The organism is Streptococcus sp. oral taxon 058 str. F0407 (assembly GCF_000235485.1).
Classification (GTDB): Bacteria; Bacillota; Bacilli; order Lactobacillales; family Streptococcaceae; genus Streptococcus.
The window spans coordinates 159,253-176,836 of record NZ_JH378889.1 but is presented as its reverse complement, the minus strand read 5'-3'; the positions used below and the strand labels follow the sequence as shown (position 1 = coordinate 176,836).

16 protein-coding genes and 1 riboswitch are annotated in these 17,584 nt (G+C 42.7%); of the genes, 5 read left to right on the top strand and 11 right to left on the bottom strand.

Features of this window, described 5'->3' with window-relative positions; all coding sequences use genetic code 11:
• The 5 genes from HMPREF9184_RS07945 to HMPREF9184_RS07925 all read right to left on the bottom strand — a co-directional run bounded on the left by HMPREF9184_RS07945 (position 1) and on the right by HMPREF9184_RS07925 (position 5,648).
• Entirely contained in the window at positions 1-267 is a 267-nt protein-coding gene (locus tag HMPREF9184_RS07945; protein WP_000507060.1) for an IreB family regulatory phosphoprotein, read from the bottom strand.
• An 87-nt stretch (positions 268-354) separates the two neighbouring features.
• Positions 355-924: an SP0191 family lipoprotein gene (locus HMPREF9184_RS07940; RefSeq protein WP_000724880.1), complete on the bottom strand. Its 570-nt coding sequence runs from the start codon at positions 922-924 to the stop codon at positions 355-357.
• A gap of 63 nt (positions 925-987) precedes the next feature.
• Positions 988-1,386: a transcriptional regulator Spx gene (gene spx / locus HMPREF9184_RS07935; RefSeq protein WP_000591165.1), complete on the bottom strand. Its 399-nt coding sequence runs from the start codon at positions 1,384-1,386 to the stop codon at positions 988-990.
• A gap of 134 nt (positions 1,387-1,520) precedes the next feature.
• A complete protein-coding gene (gene mgtA / locus HMPREF9184_RS07930; protein ID WP_000858840.1) occupies positions 1,521-4,181 on the bottom strand; it encodes a magnesium-translocating P-type ATPase in 2,661 nt (886 codons plus the stop codon).
• A gap of 195 nt (positions 4,182-4,376) precedes the next feature.
• Positions 4,377-4,528: riboswitch (M-box (ykoK) riboswitch) on the bottom strand.
• Positions 4,529-4,583: 55 nt separating this feature from the next.
• A complete protein-coding gene (locus HMPREF9184_RS07925; protein ID WP_000952767.1) occupies positions 4,584-5,648 on the bottom strand; it encodes a M24 family metallopeptidase in 1,065 nt (354 codons plus the stop codon).
• 146 nt (positions 5,649-5,794) lie between these two features.
• On the opposite strand from HMPREF9184_RS07925, the gene HMPREF9184_RS07920 reads away from it, so the two are divergent.
• Entirely contained in the window at positions 5,795-6,550 is a 756-nt protein-coding gene (locus tag HMPREF9184_RS07920; protein WP_001043928.1) for a hypothetical protein, read from the top strand.
• Between the two features lie 37 nt (positions 6,551-6,587).
• Here HMPREF9184_RS07920 and uvrA read toward each other — a convergent pair whose 3' ends face one another.
• On the bottom strand, positions 6,588-9,413 hold the full coding sequence (uvrA, locus tag HMPREF9184_RS07915) for an excinuclease ABC subunit UvrA (RefSeq protein ID WP_001152860.1): 2,826 nt from the start codon (positions 9,411-9,413) through the stop codon (positions 6,588-6,590).
• 136 nt (positions 9,414-9,549) lie between these two features.
• Here uvrA and HMPREF9184_RS07910 point away from each other — a divergent pair, with 136 nt between their 5' ends.
• From HMPREF9184_RS07910 to HMPREF9184_RS07900, 3 genes are all read left to right on the top strand, one after another.
• The gene (locus HMPREF9184_RS07910; protein WP_000815619.1) at positions 9,550-10,494 is read left to right on the top strand and encodes a magnesium transporter CorA family protein; all 945 of its coding nucleotides are present in this window, start codon (positions 9,550-9,552) and stop codon (positions 10,492-10,494) included.
• Positions 10,495-10,505: 11 nt separating this feature from the next.
• Entirely contained in the window at positions 10,506-11,183 is a 678-nt protein-coding gene (locus HMPREF9184_RS07905; RefSeq protein ID WP_000078008.1) for a DUF1129 domain-containing protein, read from the top strand.
• A 133-nt stretch (positions 11,184-11,316) separates the two neighbouring features.
• Positions 11,317-12,354 (top strand): S66 family peptidase, encoded by a 1,038-nt coding sequence (locus HMPREF9184_RS07900; RefSeq protein WP_000255138.1) that lies wholly within the window; start codon positions 11,317-11,319, stop codon positions 12,352-12,354.
• Positions 12,355-12,396: 42 nt separating this feature from the next.
• On the opposite strand, the gene HMPREF9184_RS07895 is transcribed toward HMPREF9184_RS07900, so the two are convergent.
• Genes HMPREF9184_RS07895 through ruvA form a run of 4 tightly spaced genes read right to left on the bottom strand, consistent with a single transcriptional unit; the run spans position 12,397 to position 14,804 of the window.
• Entirely contained in the window at positions 12,397-13,080 is a 684-nt protein-coding gene (locus tag HMPREF9184_RS07895) for a CPBP family intramembrane glutamic endopeptidase (protein WP_000625083.1), read from the bottom strand.
• Entirely contained in the window at positions 13,077-13,640 is a 564-nt protein-coding gene (locus tag HMPREF9184_RS07890) for a DNA-3-methyladenine glycosylase I (protein ID WP_001126064.1), read from the bottom strand. The genes HMPREF9184_RS07895 and HMPREF9184_RS07890 overlap by 4 nt, the downstream gene beginning before the upstream one ends.
• A 1-nt stretch (position 13,641) precedes the next feature.
• Positions 13,642-14,211 carry a hypothetical protein gene (locus HMPREF9184_RS07885; protein WP_000510437.1) on the bottom strand — a complete coding sequence of 190 codons (570 nt, stop codon included), beginning with the start codon at positions 14,209-14,211 and terminating at the stop codon, positions 13,642-13,644.
• Positions 14,211-14,804 (bottom strand): Holliday junction branch migration protein RuvA, encoded by a 594-nt coding sequence (ruvA, locus tag HMPREF9184_RS07880; protein ID WP_000273408.1) that lies wholly within the window; start codon positions 14,802-14,804, stop codon positions 14,211-14,213. The genes HMPREF9184_RS07885 and ruvA overlap by 1 nt, the downstream gene beginning before the upstream one ends.
• Before the next feature lie 159 nt (positions 14,805-14,963).
• Between ruvA and HMPREF9184_RS07875 the strand changes: the two genes are divergently transcribed.
• Entirely contained in the window at positions 14,964-15,461 is a 498-nt protein-coding gene (locus tag HMPREF9184_RS07875; protein WP_000761366.1) for a helix-turn-helix domain-containing protein, read from the top strand.
• A 151-nt stretch (positions 15,462-15,612) separates the two neighbouring features.
• On the opposite strand, the gene mutL is transcribed toward HMPREF9184_RS07875, so the two are convergent.
• Positions 15,613-17,562 carry a DNA mismatch repair endonuclease MutL gene (mutL, locus tag HMPREF9184_RS07870; protein ID WP_000018188.1) on the bottom strand — a complete coding sequence of 650 codons (1,950 nt, stop codon included), beginning with the start codon at positions 17,560-17,562 and terminating at the stop codon, positions 15,613-15,615.
• Positions 17,563-17,584 lie beyond the last annotated feature (22 nt).

Here is a 17,584-nt window from a genome sequence, read left to right as displayed (position 1 = left end):
TTATAGATCGACTCCTTGTCCTTTAAGATAGTAGCGTACCAATTCTTCAACAATTTCATCACGCTCATACTTACGGATTTGATTTCGTGCATTATTGTAACGAGGAACGTAGGCAGGGTCTCCACTCAATACATAACCGACGATCTGATTAATAGGGTTATACCCCTTTTCATTCAGAGAAGCATAGACATCTGTCAACGTTTCACTGATCTCCTTCTTATTGGAATCATCCAATTTAAAACGCACAGTTTCTTCAGTAAATCCCATTCTAGCACCCTCTTTCCTTAGAATAGTACTATTATAGCACATTTCCTTACGTTCTACAATTAAGTCAATCCATTTATTTGGATTTTCTTACTGTTCTGTCGCACCATTTGCCACTCTGTCTGCGATATATTGGCTTGGTTCATTTTTCAAAAGAGTCTCTAAGCCAATATTCTTTAGATATTCTACTTGCGCCGCCTTTTTGACATCTAAAATTTGAAAATCATAAGTCGTAGTAGTTTCCATCTCTGTCTCGCTGATTAACTGAGTCTCAACCGTAAAACCCTCTAACTTACGTGCTTCTTGGAGACTTTCATCTTTCTCCTCGGCTTCCGCGAAGGCTTTCTTTGTAGCTTCAAGACCGTGGTCAGCGATAAAGGATTTCAACTCCTCACTTAAGGGCCGTGTCTGCCGGATAACCAATTTTAGAAATTGTTTCCCTTTATAGGTAATGGTTTGCGTTTGCTTGACGCCATCTCCTGACTCCGGGAAAATCAAAGTCTTGGTCACAACCGTATTCTTTTCCGCATTTTCCAAAACTGGCAGAGTAGATTGGAGTGTTTCGGAGTCACTTTTTGAACTGGATGTCGTTCCCTTCTTTTGACCACAACCTGCAAGTAGCAGGAGGAGAGTAGCTGCGCCAATTACTATCTTTTTCATAATTCCTCACATGATTTTTAGATAAAAAATGAACAAGGCTAGGAGATACCCCAGCCTTGATGTTTATAGAGCTGCACGCAAACGTGCTTCTGCATTTTCTACATTACGGACAGAGCGTGGTAAAAAGGCACGGATATCATCTTCTTTGTAGCCAACCTGCAAACGCTTCTCGTCAACTAGAATAGGACTTTTTAAGATCCGTGGTGTTTCCATGATCAAGTTGAGCACTTCATTCACACTCAAATCTTCGATGTCAACTCCTAAAGCTTTCGCATAGCGGTTTTTTGATGATACAATGCTGGCAATTCCATTATCTGTCTTTGTCAGAATATCAAGTAGTTCTTCTCTCGTAATCCCTTCTTTACCAAGGTTTTGTTCTTTATAACTTAACTGGTGTGCGTTGAGCCAAGTCTTCGCTTTCTTACAGCTTGTGCAACTGGAGACGGTATAAATCTTAATCATGTGCCTACCCCTTTCGCTACATGTTACTATCAGTTTAGTCTATTATACCATAAAAAACATCCGACTTGCGACCTATTTTTAAAAAAATTTAACTTTTTTAGCGATTTTCGTACTTTTTTCTTGACAAATCCAATTTATAACCAACTTTTAAATTTTTTGATATACATTCGTTTCACTACTGTAACACTGATCATATAGAGAACGATTATCAAGAGCAAAAAAAGGAAATAAATTGGTTTCAAAGGGATTAAGCGAAGGACACCAGCGATTGAAGAGTAGGGAAGGAAGGTCACAAAACTGGCTGCTAGCAAGGTCGTTCCAAGAACAAACCATGACGGACGACTTTGTAAGAAAGGAAGTTTTGCTGAACGAAGCATATGAATAACCATGGTTTGGGACCACATGGATTCAATGAACCAACCTGTCTGGAACAAAATGATAAAACTCGTTGCCGACTCTGCTCCATGAACATAGGCTTGACCTGTCGCCATTGGAACAACGACAAAATAGAGCAAAATAAAGGTCAAAATATCAAAGGCAGAAGAAATCGGACCCATCCAAATCATAAAACGAGTAATGGACTGAGCCTCCCACTTATGAGGCTTCTTCAAAAAGTCTTCATCCACATTATCAAATGGCAAGGCAACACAAGAAAGGTCATAAACTAGGTTTAACACAATCAAGTGAATCGGAGCCATAGGAAGGAAAGGTAAAAAGATACCAGACACCAGTAGAGACAGAATGTTCCCGAAATTAGAACTGACCGTCATCTTGATATATTTAGTCATATTAGCATAGACTTTGCGACCTTCAACCAGACCTTTTTCAAGCACCATCAAATCTTTATCTAGCAAAATGACATCAGCGGTTTCTTTGGCAATATCTACTGCCGTGTCGACAGAAATCCCCACATCTGCTACTTTCATAGAAGGGGCATCATTGATTCCATCCCCCATATAGCCGACGCAATGTCCGTTGGATTTGATTTGTAAGATGATTCGTGCTTTTTGATCAGGAGAGAGTTTGGCAAAGACGGTCACCTTCTCAACTGCTTGGGCTAACTCTTCGTCCGTCATGGCGTCAATATCCGAACCCAACAAGATTTGATCAACATCTAAACCAACTTTTTCGCATACTGCTTGGGTTACCTTCTCATTGTCCCCAGTCAGGATCTTGGTTTGAACACCATGCTCCAACAAAGCTTGAATAGCAGGTGCTGCTGATGGTTTTGGTGGATCTAGAAAGGCAAGATATCCTGTTAGAATCATCTCCTTTTCATCTTCAACGGAGTAAGCAAAGCCTTCTTTGAGGCCTGTTTTATAGGCGACTCCCAAGACTCGCAAGCCCTGTTGATTGAGTTGGTCTACTTCTTTTAAAATTTCCACTCGGATATCATCCGTCAGAGGACTAATATGGCCTTGATATTCCACACAGCTTGAAATCGCAAGCATTTCCTCTAGGGCACCCTTGGTTACCAAACTAACAACTTCGTTTTCATCCTTGACGATGACACTCATCCGTCTGCGTTCAAAGTCAAATGGAAGCTCATCGATTTTTTGGAAGCTAGTATCCAAATTTTGTAGAATAGCGTGTTCTTTAGCTTCTTTCTCAGTTCTACTGATAATGGCACGGTCCATCAAGTTTTTTAATCCCGTTTGAAAATAGGAATTGAGATAGGCACGTCTCAACACAGACAAATCCAAATCTCCATGTATATCCAAAGGATATTCAAGGACAATTTCGTCTTGGGTAAGGGTTCCGGTTTTATCTGTGCATAGGATATCAATAGCACCTAGATCTTGTATGGCATTGAGTTTTTTGATAACCACTTTTTCCTTAGCCATGATAATGGAGCCTTTTGCTAGACTGGCCGTGATGATCATAGGAAGCATCTCAGGTGTCAATCCAACACCAACACTCAGTGCAAACACACCTGCTTCCAACCAATCTCCATCTGTCAAACCATTGGAGAGAAACACGACGGGAACCATGACTAACATCAAACGGATCAAGAGCCAAGAGATACTGTTCATCTCCCGCTCAAAAGAGGTTGGTTCGTCATAGGTATTGAGAGTTTGCTCGATTTCTCCCATCATGGTGTCATCGCCGACCGCTAGAATCAAAGCCTTGGCACTTCCTGATATCACGTTGGTTCCCATAAAGGCGAGCGCTTCTGCTTCTAGCAGACTATCAAAGTTTGACTGACTCATTTTTGACAAGGCCAGTTTTTCAACCGAATCACTTTCGCCTGTCAAACCTGACTGTTGGACAAAGAAATCGCGTGATTCAATTAAAAGGAGATCTGCTGGAATCATATCCCCAGCACTCAACTTGACAATATCTCCAACGACCAAATCTTCAATCGCAACCTCTAAACTCTGGCCTTCGCGAATAACCGTAGCTGTATTCACAATCATTTTTGACAGATTTGTCGCAGCTTTGTCGCTCCGTAATTCTTGGACAAAGCGTATGCCACCAGAGATCAATACGAGAACGACGATGATGATAGAGGTCGTCGGATCCTCTTGCCCTGGCTTCGCCAACCAGACATTGGTCACCATGGAGATCATAGCGATGACCAGCAGGATGATTGTAAATGGATTGATAATAGATTCGTAAATCTTTTTGAGGATACCGTCTTCTTGACCCTTGGTGATGGTATTTTCACCATATAGGTCACGATTTTTCTCCACCTGCTCCTCAGTCAAGCCTGTTAGACCTGTCTTATAAAAAGATAGAGTTTCTTTTAGAGGTGTGTGAATAGCTGCTGCTAATCTTTCTTTTGTAGTTTTCATTGGTTTCTCCTATCTGTATGAATGATGTGTTTCATACACAGAGACCAATCACTTTATAAGGGCAGAACGACACAAATCAGCGATTGGCTGTGTATGTGCGGTTCTGGATGATCGTCAATTTGCATCGTCTGTCTCCTTTCCTTGTTCTAAAACAGTAGAAAATCCCACCATAAAATGGCAGGATTAAAAAACTCATTATCTGTTTTTTCGTTCAAGCTTTAACTCCATAGGGCAATGAAATGAGCTTAGTCTTGGCCTTCGCGACCAGGACTGTTGACCAACGAGTAGTGTCTCCACTGCTTTGCGGTAGTCATCCGTATCCCTATGGTAGCCTCACCTACCGTTTTCGTCTATCAGTATAAACCTTTAAAATATAAAAGTCAACGATTTATCTTAATTTTCTTAAATAACAATTAATTCTTTCGGAGCAAGGGTCAATAATTCGCAACCTGTATCTGTAATGAGGATATCATCTTCGATACGGACTCCATATTTGCCTTCGATATAGATGCCTGGTTCATCAGTCAAGACCATACCAGATTTAATGACTTCTTTGGAAGTTTGGCTAAAGTAGGGTTCTTCGTGGATATCGAGGCCGATACCGTGTCCGATACCGTGAGTAAAGTAGTCGCCATAGCCTGCTTCTACGATAATATCACGAGGAATTTTGTCAAAGTCGCGGAAACCTAGCCCCGCCTTAGCCTGGTCAATCAGGGCTTGATTGCTGCGCAGGACAATATCATAAATCTCCCGCTCTTCATCTGTCACCTGCCCCACATGAACAGTCCGCGTCATATCGCTGACATAGTGGTTGTAGTAGCAACCAAAGTCCATGGTCAGGGTTTCACCCTTTTGGATGACCTTGTCACTAGCCACGCCATGTGGCATAGCAGAGCGGTAACCCGAAGCGATGATAAAGTCAAAGGAGGCTCCTGAAGCACCTAGCTGGCGCATACGGGCATCTAAAAAGTTCATGACAGCCTGCTCTGTCGTCTGACCAGGCTTAATAAAGTCCAGTACGTCTAGGAAGGCTTGGTCAGAAATCTGGCAGGCCTTGCGAATAGTCGCGATTTCTTGCTCATCCTTGATCATGCGCAGATTTTCGATAAAGCCTGTCATCGGAACCAACTCATGACCAGCAAACACACTTTCCAGCATCTTGAAGTAAGCATAGGAAATTTCATCGTCAAAACCGATTTTTTGGAGATTATCGTCCGCTATAATTTTAGCAATCTCACCAACTGCATCACGCGTTTCAACAATATCAAATCCTTGAACTACGCCCTTGGCAATCAAGGTATAACGAGAATCCGTCAGAAAAATCCGACGCGACTTGCTGATAAAAACTGTCGCTTCTGTCCCACTGAAACCAGTCAGATAGTAAATATTCTTCAGATTAGTTACTAAGACAGCATCACACTCTGTCTGTTTTAAAGCTACTTCAAATTTTTCAACTCTTGATAACATGAGAGAACCTCCGTAAATGATTTAATTTATTATAGCAAAAAAATATCGAAAATAATACAATCTATATAGTTAGGATTAGATAAAATTGACTTTTGAAAGCGCTTAATTTATAATTTTTGTTAACCAAGAAAGAATGAGGTAACGATATGAATAAAACTGAATTACTGTTACAAAGACTAGATGAGATTGGTCAGTCTCTAAAAGATTCGAAACAAGCACTAGCTTTGCTGGCACTTGGTTCTTGCGGAACAGAAAGAGAACGATTGGATCAGTACTCAGATTTAGACTTCTTTGTTATTGTAAAAGATGGCTACAAGCAGACCTATATCCAAGACCTAACCTGGTTAAGTAAGCTCGAACCAATTGCATTTCACTACCAAAATACAGTGGACGGACATAAAGTTCTATTTGAAGATGATGTTTTTTGTGAATTTGCTGTCTTTGAAGCTCATGAACTAGTAAACATTCCCTTCTCTGAAGGCAAGATTATCTGGAAGGAGATCGGTTTTGATGAAACAATCTGTCAGCCACAAAGACTGCCATCAAAAGAAAACAGAGACCGTGAATGGCTGTTGGGAGAAATTTCATGTAATCTATATTTAGGGCTAGGTCGCTATCAGCGAGGCGAAAAATTAGCTGCTTATGATTTGATCCAAAACAGATCCGTCAAGCTTTGGACTGAACTAATCAGTTTGGAAACAACTTCTAAATCTAATTTTATAGATATCTTTAATACCAACAGACGATTTGAAGAAGGTTATCCAAAGGAAGCCAAGCAATTGCCTCACTTTTTGCAAGGTTACGAACGCATTTCTGAGTCTGCTCAAGCACTCCTAGAATATCTGGATAAATACTATTCTCTTAACCCATTTATAAAAGAAAAAATTCGTAATTTATTATAAAAAAGACTCTGCCTAAAAAAGCAGAGCCTTTTAAATCTTATTTTAACTTTCCTTTCAAATACTGTCCTGTGTAGCTGGCTTCATTGGCCGCTACTTCTTCTGGAGTTCCTGTTGCGATGATGGTTCCACCACCGACACCGCCTTCCGGTCCTAAGTCGATGATATGGTCTGCAGTCTTAATCACATCTAAATTGTGCTCGATGACGAGGACTGTATTACCATCGTCTACAAAGCGAGCCAAGACTTTAAGCAAGCGAGCGATGTCCTCCGTATGAAGTCCTGTCGTCGGCTCATCCAGAATGTAGAATGACTTGCCTGTCGAGCGTTTGTGGAGTTCACTAGCCAACTTCATACGCTGGGCTTCTCCACCTGAAAGGGTCGTAGCTGGTTGTCCTAGCGTTACATAGCCTAGTCCTACATCCTTGATGGTCTGGAGTTTGCGTTGAATCTTGGGAATGTGTTGGAAGAATTCCACGGCATCGTTGACAGTCATATCCAAGACTTGCGAGATATTCTTTTCCTTGTAGTGAACTTCTAAGGTTTCACTGTTGTAGCGAGTCCCGTGGCAGACTTCACAAGCCACGTATACATCTGGCAAGAAGTGCATCTCGATCTTGATAATCCCGTCACCTGAGCAGGCTTCACAACGACCACCCTTGACGTTGAAACTGAAACGGCCCTTCTTGTAGCCTCGAATCTTGGCCTCATTTGTCTGAGCAAAGAGGTCACGGATGTCGTCAAAAACTCCCGTATAGGTAGCAGGGTTAGACCTCGGCGTCCGTCCGATTGGGCTTTGGTCAATATCAATCAGACGATCGACATGCTCAATCCCTGTGATGGTCTTGAATTTACCAGGCTTGTCTGAATTGCGGTTTAGCTTCTGCGCAATGGCTTTTTTGAGAATACTGTTGATTAAGGTCGATTTCCCAGAACCTGATACACCAGTCACAGCGATAAATTTTCCTAACGGGAAGCGGGCAGTGACATTTTGTAGGTTATTTTCACGCGCACCCGTCACCTCGATAAAACGACCATTTCCGGAACGACGCTCTTCTGGCACTGGAATCGCTCTTTTTCCTGACAAATACTGGCCTGTGATAGACTTACTGTTGCGAGCCACTTGCTTAGGTGTTCCTGCAGCGACGATTTCCCCACCAAAAACACCAGCACCGGGACCAACGTCAATCAGATAATCCGCCTCGCGCATGGTATCTTCGTCATGTTCTACCACGATGAGAGTATTGCCCAAGTCACGCATTTTTTTCAAGCTGGCAATGAGGCGGTCATTATCCCTCTGGTGAAGACCGATGGACGGCTCATCCAGAATATAGAGAACACCTGATAGGTTGGATCCAATCTGGGTCGCCAAACGAATCCGCTGGCTCTCACCACCTGAAAGGGTTCCTGCCGAACGCGACAGAGTTAGATAGTTGAGACCTACGTTATTGAGGAAGGTCAAGCGATCCTTGATTTCCTTGAGAATGGGACGGGCGATGATGGCTTCATTTTCAGAAAGAGTCAACTGGCTGACTAGTTCCAAGTGATCTGCGATAGACAGGTCCGAAATCTCCCCGATATGTGGCCCTTGCTCCCCACCTACCCGAACAGACAAGGCCTGGTCATTGAGACGGTAACCGTGACAAGTTCCGCAGGTCAGTTCATTCATATAGAGACGCATCTGGGTGCGGGTGTAATCACTGTTAGTCTCATGGTAACGACGCTTAATATTAGTGACAACTCCTTCAAAAGGAATGTCGATATCGCGCACACCACCAAATTCATTCTCATAGTGGAAATGGAATTCCTTGCCATCTGAACCGTAAAGAATCAAGTTCTTATCTTCTTCTGACAAGTCCTCAAAAGGCTTGTCCATATCCACTCCAAAGGCTGTCATAGCCTGTTCTAGCATGTTAGGATAGTAGTTAGAGGAAATAGGATTCCAAGGCGCAAGCGCTCCCTCACGTAAAGTTTTGCTGGCATCTGGCACCACTAGGTCGATGTCCACCTCCAGCTTGATACCCAAACCGTCACACTCACTACAAGAACCAAAAGGCGCATTGAAGGAGAAGAGACGAGGCTCTAACTCTGGTACAGTAAAGCCACAGACCGGACAGGCATAGTGCTCAGAAAAGAGCAACTCAGAGTCGTCCATGGTATCGATAATCACATAACCTTCTGCAATACGAAGGGCCGCCTCAACGGAGTCGAAGAGACGGCTGCGGATGCCCTCCTTAATGACAATACGGTCGACCACGACATCGATATTATGTTGCTTGCTCTTAGACAGCTCAGGTACTTCGGTCACATCATAGACTTCCCCGTCCACACGGACACGAACATAGCCATCTTTCTGAATCTTTTCAATGACGCTCTTGTGTTGACCTTTTTTCTTGCGGATGACAGGGGCCAAGATCTGCAGACGTTGGCGTTCTGGCAACTCCAAGACCTTATCAACGATTTGCTCAACAGAAGAAGCCTTGATAGCCCCGTGTCCATTGATACAGTAAGGCGTCCCCACACGTGCGTAGAGGAGACGCAGATAGTCATTGATTTCAGTTGTTGTCCCGACGGTCGAACGAGGATTTTTACTGGTCGTTTTTTGGTCGATGGAAATAGCTGGGCTGAGGCCATCAATGGCATCCACATCTGGTTTTTCCATGTTGCCCAAGAACTGACGAGCGTAGGCTGACAAGCTCTCTACATAGCGGCGTTGCCCCTCCGCATAGAGGGTATCGAAAGCTAGACTGGATTTTCCCGAACCTGACAAGCCTGTTACGACAACCAGCTTGTCTCGCGGAATCTCCACATCGATATTTTTTAAGTTATGGGCACGCGCCCCATGAATAACAATTTTATCTTGCATCTTTGTTCTTTCTAGTCCATTATTGCTTTCCATTATACCAAAAAATGTGAAATTCTATTACCCAAAAAGCTGTTTTTATAGTATAATAGTACGGTGCAAAAAATCAAACACTGAATAGTAGGAAAGGATAGGGGATATGAAACAAGTTTTTCTCTCAACAACAACTGAATTTAAAGAGATCGACACGCTTGAACCGGGTACTTGGATCAACCTCGTCAATCCTACACAAAATGAATCACTGGAAATCGCCAACGCCTTCGACATTGACATTGCCGACCTTCGAGCACCGCTCGATGCGGAAGAAATGTCCCGTATTACCATTGAAGATGAGTATACTTTGATCATCGTTGACGTTCCCATCACAGAGGAAAGAAACAATCGCACCTACTACGTAACGATTCCGCTAGGGATTATCATCACAGAAGAAACCATTATCACTACCTGCTTGGAATCCCTCCCTGTTCTCGATGTCTTTATCAACCGTAGACTGCGCAACTTCTACACCTTTATGCGCTCACGTTTTATCTTCCAGATTCTCTACCGCAACGCTGAACTTTACCTGACAGCCCTCCGTTCGATTGACCGAAAAAGCGAACAAATCGAAAGTCAACTTCACAAATCTACTCGAAACGAAGAGTTGATCGAGCTTATGGAGCTGGAAAAGACCATCGTCTATTTCAAAGCCTCACTTAAGACAAATGAGCGTGTGATTAAGAAACTGACCAGCGCAACCAGCAATATCAAAAAATACTTAGAGGACGAAGACCTACTTGAGGACACCCTGATTGAAACCCAACAGGCCATTGAGATGGCAGATATTTATGGAAACGTCCTTCACTCTATGACAGAGACCTTTGCCTCCATCATTTCTAACAACCAGAACAACATCATGAAGACCCTGGCTCTCGTGACCATCGTCATGTCTATCCCAACCATGATCTTCTCAGCCTACGGGATGAACTTTAAGGATAATGAAATCCCTCTAAACGGCGAGCCTCACGCCTTCTGGTTAATCGTCTTTATCGCCTTTGCTATGAGTGTTTCACTCACTCTCTATCTCATCCATAAAAAATGGTTCTAAGAGGAATCCCTATGTCTCAGATTGATCTACAAAAATTAACTAAGAAAAACCAAGAGTTTATCCATATTGCTACTCAACAATTTCTCAAAGATGGCAAAACAGATGCTGAAATCAAGGCTGTTTTTGAGGAAGTCATTCCTAAAATCCTTGAAGAGCAAGTCAAAGGAACGACGGCTCGTTCCCTCTACGGCGCTCCAACCCACTGGGCTCATAGCTTTACAGTCAAGGAACAGTACGAAAAAGAGCATCCTAAGGAAAATGATGATCCAAAACTCATGATCATGGACTCAGCCCTTTTTATCACCAGTCTCTTTGCACTGGTTAGCGCTCTGACCAACTTCTTCTCTACAGATCAGGCCATTGGCTATGGTTTAATTACCCTCTTGTTGGTTGGACTTGTAGGAGGAGTGGCCTTCTACTTGATGTACTACTTTGTCTACCAGTACTATGGACCAGACACAGATCGTAGCCAGCGCCCTCCTTTCTGGAAATCAATCCTAGTCATCCTAGCTGCTATGGTTCTCTGGTTGGCTGTCTTCTTCGCAACAAGCTTCCTACCGACTAGCCTCAATCCGGTCCTTGCTCCACTGCCTTTGGCTATCCTAGGAGCAGCCCTTCTCGCCCTTCGCTTCTATCTCAAGAAACGCTTCAATATCCGAAGTGCAAGCGCGGGCCCATCACGTTACTAAGAAAATGAATAAGCAACTGCATAGGCGGTTGCTTTTTTCTTGATATACAATAGAACTTCTAACTCTAATCCCTATAGTTTTCTCTCACCTTTTGTGATAAAATAGGCTCAATCAATTTCTAGGAGGATGAGATATGGTTTCTACTATTGGTATCGTTAGTTTGTCTAGTGGTGTTATCGGAGAGGATTTTGTCAAACACGAAGTCGATTTGGGCGTCCAACGTCTTAAGGATTTGGGACTCAATCCTATCTTTTTGCCCCATTCGCTAAAAGGTTTAGACTTTATCAAGGACCATCCTGAGGCGCGTGCAGAGGATTTGATGCAGGCCTTTTCGGACGATAGCATTGACATGATCCTCTGCGCCATCGGTGGAGATGATACCTATCGCTTGCTTCCCTACCTTTTTGAAAACGACCAGCTCCAAAAGGTTATCAAACAAAAGATTTTTCTTGGCTTCTCGGATACAACCATGAACCACCTTATGTTGCATAAACTAGGGATCAAGACTTTTTATGGGCAATCCTTTCTAGCAGACATTTGTGAATTAGACAAGGAGATGTTACCCTATACCCTCCACTACTTTAAAGAATTAATCGAGACGGGAAGAATCTCAGAAATCCGCCCTAGCGACCTTTGGTATGAGGAACGGACTGATTTTAGTCCCAAGGCCCTGGGAACAACTCGTGTCAGTCATGTAAATACAGGTTTTGACTTGTTACAAGGAAATGCTCAGTTTGAGGGAGAAATCCTCGGTGGTTGCATCGAGTCCCTCTATGATATCTTTGACAACTCTCGATACGCAGACAGTACAGAACTCTGCCAAAACTACAAACTCTTCCCTGACTTATCCGACTGGGAAGGAAAGATCCTCTTGCTAGAAACAAGTGAAGAAAAACCTGAACCTGATGATTTCAAAAAAATGTTGCAGGCTTTGAAAGAAACGGGGATATTTGGGGTCATCAGTGGACTCTTGGTCGGGAAACCTATGGATGAAACCTTCTATGATGACTATAAAGAGGCGCTAATGAACATCATTGACAGCAATATCCCGATTGTCTATAATCTAAACGTTGGCCATGCTACACCAAGAGCCATTGTGCCCTTTGGCGTCTATGCTTATGTGGATGCAAAAGAGCAAGTCATTCGCTTTGACTATAACAAAAAAAGCTGAGATGAGTTTCTCAGCTTTTTCTCTTGTATAACTACTAAAATGTCACATACTACTGATAACTAAAATAATAAAGGAGAGACTGTTGCTTAACATGTGAACAACTAGGGGATAGTAGATATTCTCTTTTTCTTTCATATAAATAATAGAAAAGGCAATGCCTCCACCTAGATAACCGACTGCACTGACCCACTCTGATAGAGCCAAACTGTGCATATGAGTCAGAGCAAAAACAAGTCCTACCAGAATAATGCTTAGTAAACCTGGCAACCGTTTTTGCAAGTGATGCAATAGAAGCTGACGGAAAAAGAGTTCTTCCACAAATGGTCCGATAACACAAGCAAAAACAGCTATCAGTAATGGTTGTTCTTGAAATGTACTTTGAATATTAGACTGGTTTAAACCTTGTCCGTCTAACCCTAAAAACTGTCTCAATATTCCTGATATAAAGCCAAAGAAAACAGTCACCAGAATGAGAAAGAGCCAGCCTTTTAAAACGCCAAAGAAGAATTTTCTTTTAGAATATCTAATCTCATTCCATTGTTGAATCAATCTATCCTTGAACAAGAAAGAGCCATACAGAGCTAGTACTACATAGACTAGATATTTTAGATAATTCGCAATGGCAAATGGCATCAAAGAAGCCAGCAATTTAACGCCATCAAACACAAAGAGAACTGTATAGAGAATCGCAAAAATAAGGACTCTCTTATATTTGTTAGATATCATTTATCTCCCTTCCACTCGCAATCATTCTCATGATCATCAACCAGACCTGCAGCCTGTAGAAAAGATAAAACGGCAACTGGGCCTGTGAACTTGAAACCTCTTTTTTTGAGATCTTTGGCTAATTTTTCAGACAAGGCTGTTTTAGCAGGTGCCTGGCGATAGTCAGGAACATCATTGATGATGGTTTGTCCATCGACAAAAGACCAGAGATAGGCATCAAAGGAACCGTAGGTTTTCTGGACTTGTAAAAATGCTTGGGCGTTAGTACGTGTAGCAAAAATCTTGGCCCGATTTCGGATGATAGCTGGATTGTCTAACAAGGCCTCCAACTCTGCATCCGTCATCTCTGCAACACCCTGGACTTGGTAGTTGTAAAATGCTTCTCTGAAAGCTTGACGCTTGTTTAGCACCGTTTCCCAAGACAGACCAGCCTGATAGGTCTCCAAACAAAGTAACTCAAAAAGGGCGCGGTCATCATGAAGAGCCTGTCCCCACTCTTCATCATGGTAGGCGATGTAGAGCGGATTGCTCATCTTGACCCACGAACAACGTTTTGGCATATTATTCTCCTATCTTTAAAACGTAGTCAGGCAAGGGAACAGTAGACTTATCCAATAGATTAATCCAACGATTAATATCTGGTGGTAGAGGGTTAAATTTCTCATCCGTTTGATACCTTACACCATCATCTGTCTCTATTCCAGTTAATGTTTCAATCTGTTCTCGAAGTTGGTCTACAGACATCCAATCAGTCCAACCTTCAAAAAAGCTTTCGGGAGCCAATGTTATCCCGTACCATTCTTGAAACCATTCAATGTAGTCTGCACTTAAGAGATAGAGTTGTTGAAAGTGACAGGGCTCACCACTCACCTCTATTTCATCTACATAAGTATCACAATCAACAACCGTTATATCGCGATTGCAAAATTCACAGGGAATCGGTCCTACTTGACCATATCGGGACGACATATGTAAAAATAATTCCGTTTGGGTTTGTTCACAATATTTACAATATAAAGGAAAAGTTTTACAGTCAAGCCAGACATCTTCTATCTTACCATTCTTAAATCCTAGGTCTATATTATTGTAAACATTTTTGCTTTTAGCGTAACTAATTCGAGCAATACCCATTATTTCACCAACATTTTAAGTGCAGATTTGATATAGTTCTCAGCTGTATCCGTCGTTCCTTCAAAGAACTTCTTGATTTTCTTGAGCTCAGTTGCCTTGTAGCCCAGTGCCAACATGGCTTCCATAGCTTCTTCCAGTTCTTGGTTCTCAGTGCTGGCTTGTACTGAGACCTTGGCAGGAAGGGCATCACTAGCCACGACTACCTTTCCTTCCAAGTCCAGCACCATCTGCTGGGCTGTTTTCTTACCGATTTTAGGGAATTTGGTCAAGTAGGTGATGTTCCTGGTTTCGATGGCTTGAACCAAGCCAGCATTGTCATCGGCAGCGATAATAGCCAAAGCTGATACAGGACCAATCCCTGAGACCGAAATCAGACTGAGAAAAAGCTTCTTCTCATCTTCTGAGCGAAAACCATAAAGCAGATGGGCATCCTCACGGATGACTTGATGCACATAAATCTGAGTTTCTTGATTCACCTGACCTGAGTAAGCATAAGGATTGGCTACATGCAAGATATAACCGATACCATTTGCCTCAAGAACGATATATTTAGCAGTGATTTTGGTAATGATTCCTTTTAGATATTCGTACATAATTTTTTCTCCATTATTTTGCCTATCTAGTATACCATATTTCCCCAAGACAGACTGCAACAAAAGGTGCAACCTCTGGTTGACAAATAGTACAAGAGATTGTATTCTCATTATAAGTAAAAATTGTTAGGATAGAAGTAGAAAAAGGAGGATAGAATAATGAAACTCGCAGAAAAACTATTTGAGCTCAGAAAGGAAAAAGGTTGGTCCCAGGAAAAGCTAGCAGAACAAATCAATGTTTCTCGGCAAAGCATCTCCAAATGGGAGTCTGGACAAGTACTTCCTGAAATCGAAAAAATCATTGAATTAAGCAAGACTTTTCAAGTGACAACTGACTATCTACTTCTGGATGAAAACTCTGAAAAAGGTTCCACAGCAGTGATCTTGGAAGAAGACAAGGACAAATACTATAAAGAGGTTAAATCCTTTGGCCTCTGGCAAGTGATTTATATTTTCGTATTGGCTCTGGCTATCTATCTCTTTTTAGCCGGTTCTAGTTTTCCAGCCGAATTCACCGCTTGGATCTGGCTAACCTTCGTTCTCTTAATCGCTTCTGCAATTGCTATCAATAAGGTTCTCAAAACCAAACAACGTTATCTTGATAAGGTAATTGGTCTTGAGAATCCTTTAGAACAAGACGACTCTACAAAAACTTGAATCAACTGATTCAGCATTTTCAAAACTTTTTATAAGGCTGGTCTTGTCAAGCAAGTGTAAACCTCATGTCAAGTTGCCCATGTCCAATCAGGTTCCCACTTTAGAAAAACTAAAAAGCCTTGTTCTAAAAGAACAAAGGCTTTTTGTGTTCTTAATATTTCCCCAACTCACGGAGGCTGGTATGATTCTCCTGAATGCGTCGGAACATCTTTTCCATATCCGACTTGGTGAAATGTACCAAAACAGGGCGTCCGTGGGGACAGTTATAGGGATTGTCACATTGAGAAAGCTGATAGAGGAGCTGTCTGGCCGAATGGTCATCGATACGATGATTGGCCTTGATAGACCGCTTGCAGGACATCATGATAGCCAGCTCTGCTCGGTATTTCTTAATAGAAACTTCCTTGGTCAAGAGCAGCATGTCACACATTTCATAGATACCAGACTCGATTTCCTCCTCTGCCATCCAAATAGGATGTTCACGCAGGATAAATTGATTTTCTCCGTACTCTGCTAGAAAGACGCCTACTTCCTCTAAGAGAGGCATTCTTTCTCTAAGACGAAGGGCATCATCCGCAGGAAATTCAAAGATATAGGGTACTAGGAGTTGCTGCTGACTCTGGTCAACATTGCCAATGCTTTCACGGTACTCCTCGTACTTAACCCTTTCCTGAGCCGCATGCTGGTCTATGATGTAAAGTCCATCTCGCCCTTGTGCAAAGAGATAAGTCCCGTGCATTTGCCCGAAAAATTCCAACTCTGGAAAGCTTGACGATTCTTCTCGCTCCAGCTTGTCATAAGCCTTATCAAGGCTAGCTAGATCTAACTCTGGATGGTCTAGCTGATCATAACTAGCAGGTTTTCTCTCTGCAAAATGCAGTTTTGCGGGCTTAGTCAACTGGTCCAAGGTTTCCTTGGCAAACAAGGTTAAATCCTGCCCTTCCTCAGATAATTCAACCTGATGATCTGCTACCTCAGCTTGACTGGGTCTTGGCGGCTCTGTTTGCTCATAGTAGAGAGTATTTTCTTTGAGTGGGAGAGTGGTCTGCTCCACCTTTTGACGATTACGCACGGTCGATTTGGCAAGATTTTCCAAAGCATCAGGAATCAAGGTTTGTTCCTTGAGACTATTTGCAATAGCTTCTGAGACCAGCGTCATCAGTTCTCTTTCCTTGGAAATCCGCACCTCTTGCTTGGTCGGATGCACATTGACATCCGCTAGATAAGGATCGATATGGATGTGAATGACAGCCAGTGGAAAACGACCTACCATGAGCTTGCTTCCGTAACCATCCAAAATAGCACGGTTGAGCAGGAAGTTTTTGATATAACGCCCATTGATAAAGAGACTGATATAGTTGCGATTTGCCCGAGTCAACTCAGGCAAAGACACAAAACCTGAAATTTCAAAGTCCAGATCCGAGTTCTCAATGGCTATCATCTTCTTGGCACTAGCTAAGCCATAGATCCCTGCAATGGCTTGACGTAATTGCCCAGTCCCTGCTGTTCGTGTCATTTCCTTACCATCACTAACCAAACTAAAAGAAATCTCAGGATGAGCAAGGCCCAGACGATTGACGATATCGATGATATGAGACAACTCCGCTTGCTGGCTCTTCATATACTTGAGACGGGCTGGCGTGTTGAAAAAGAGGTCCTCTACACAAACCTTGGTTCCCACAGGACTAGTCGCTGGGATGACTTCCTCAACTTGCCCTCCACGCGCGACTAACTTAGTTCCATGACTAGCACCATCCATCGCGGTCAACAGAGTTAAGACACTGACAGAAGCGATAGAGGGCAGGGCTTCGCCACGAAAACCAAGCGTCCGAATCCGAAAAAGATCCGCTTGATTTTTGATCTTGCTAGTCGCATGGCGACGCAGGGCCAATTCCACCTCATCGTGGGCAATTCCATGACCATTATCTGTGATTTGAATCTTCTTAAGACCAGCTTCCTCAATCTCGATGATAATCTGGCTAGAGCCAGCGTCAATGGCGTTTTCTACCAATTCTTTAACCACACTGGCAGGACGTTCAATGACCTCTCCTGCCGCGATCTGGTTTGCCAGCACCTCTGGCAATTCAATAATATGAGACATCTTTCAGCCCCTTTCTGTATCT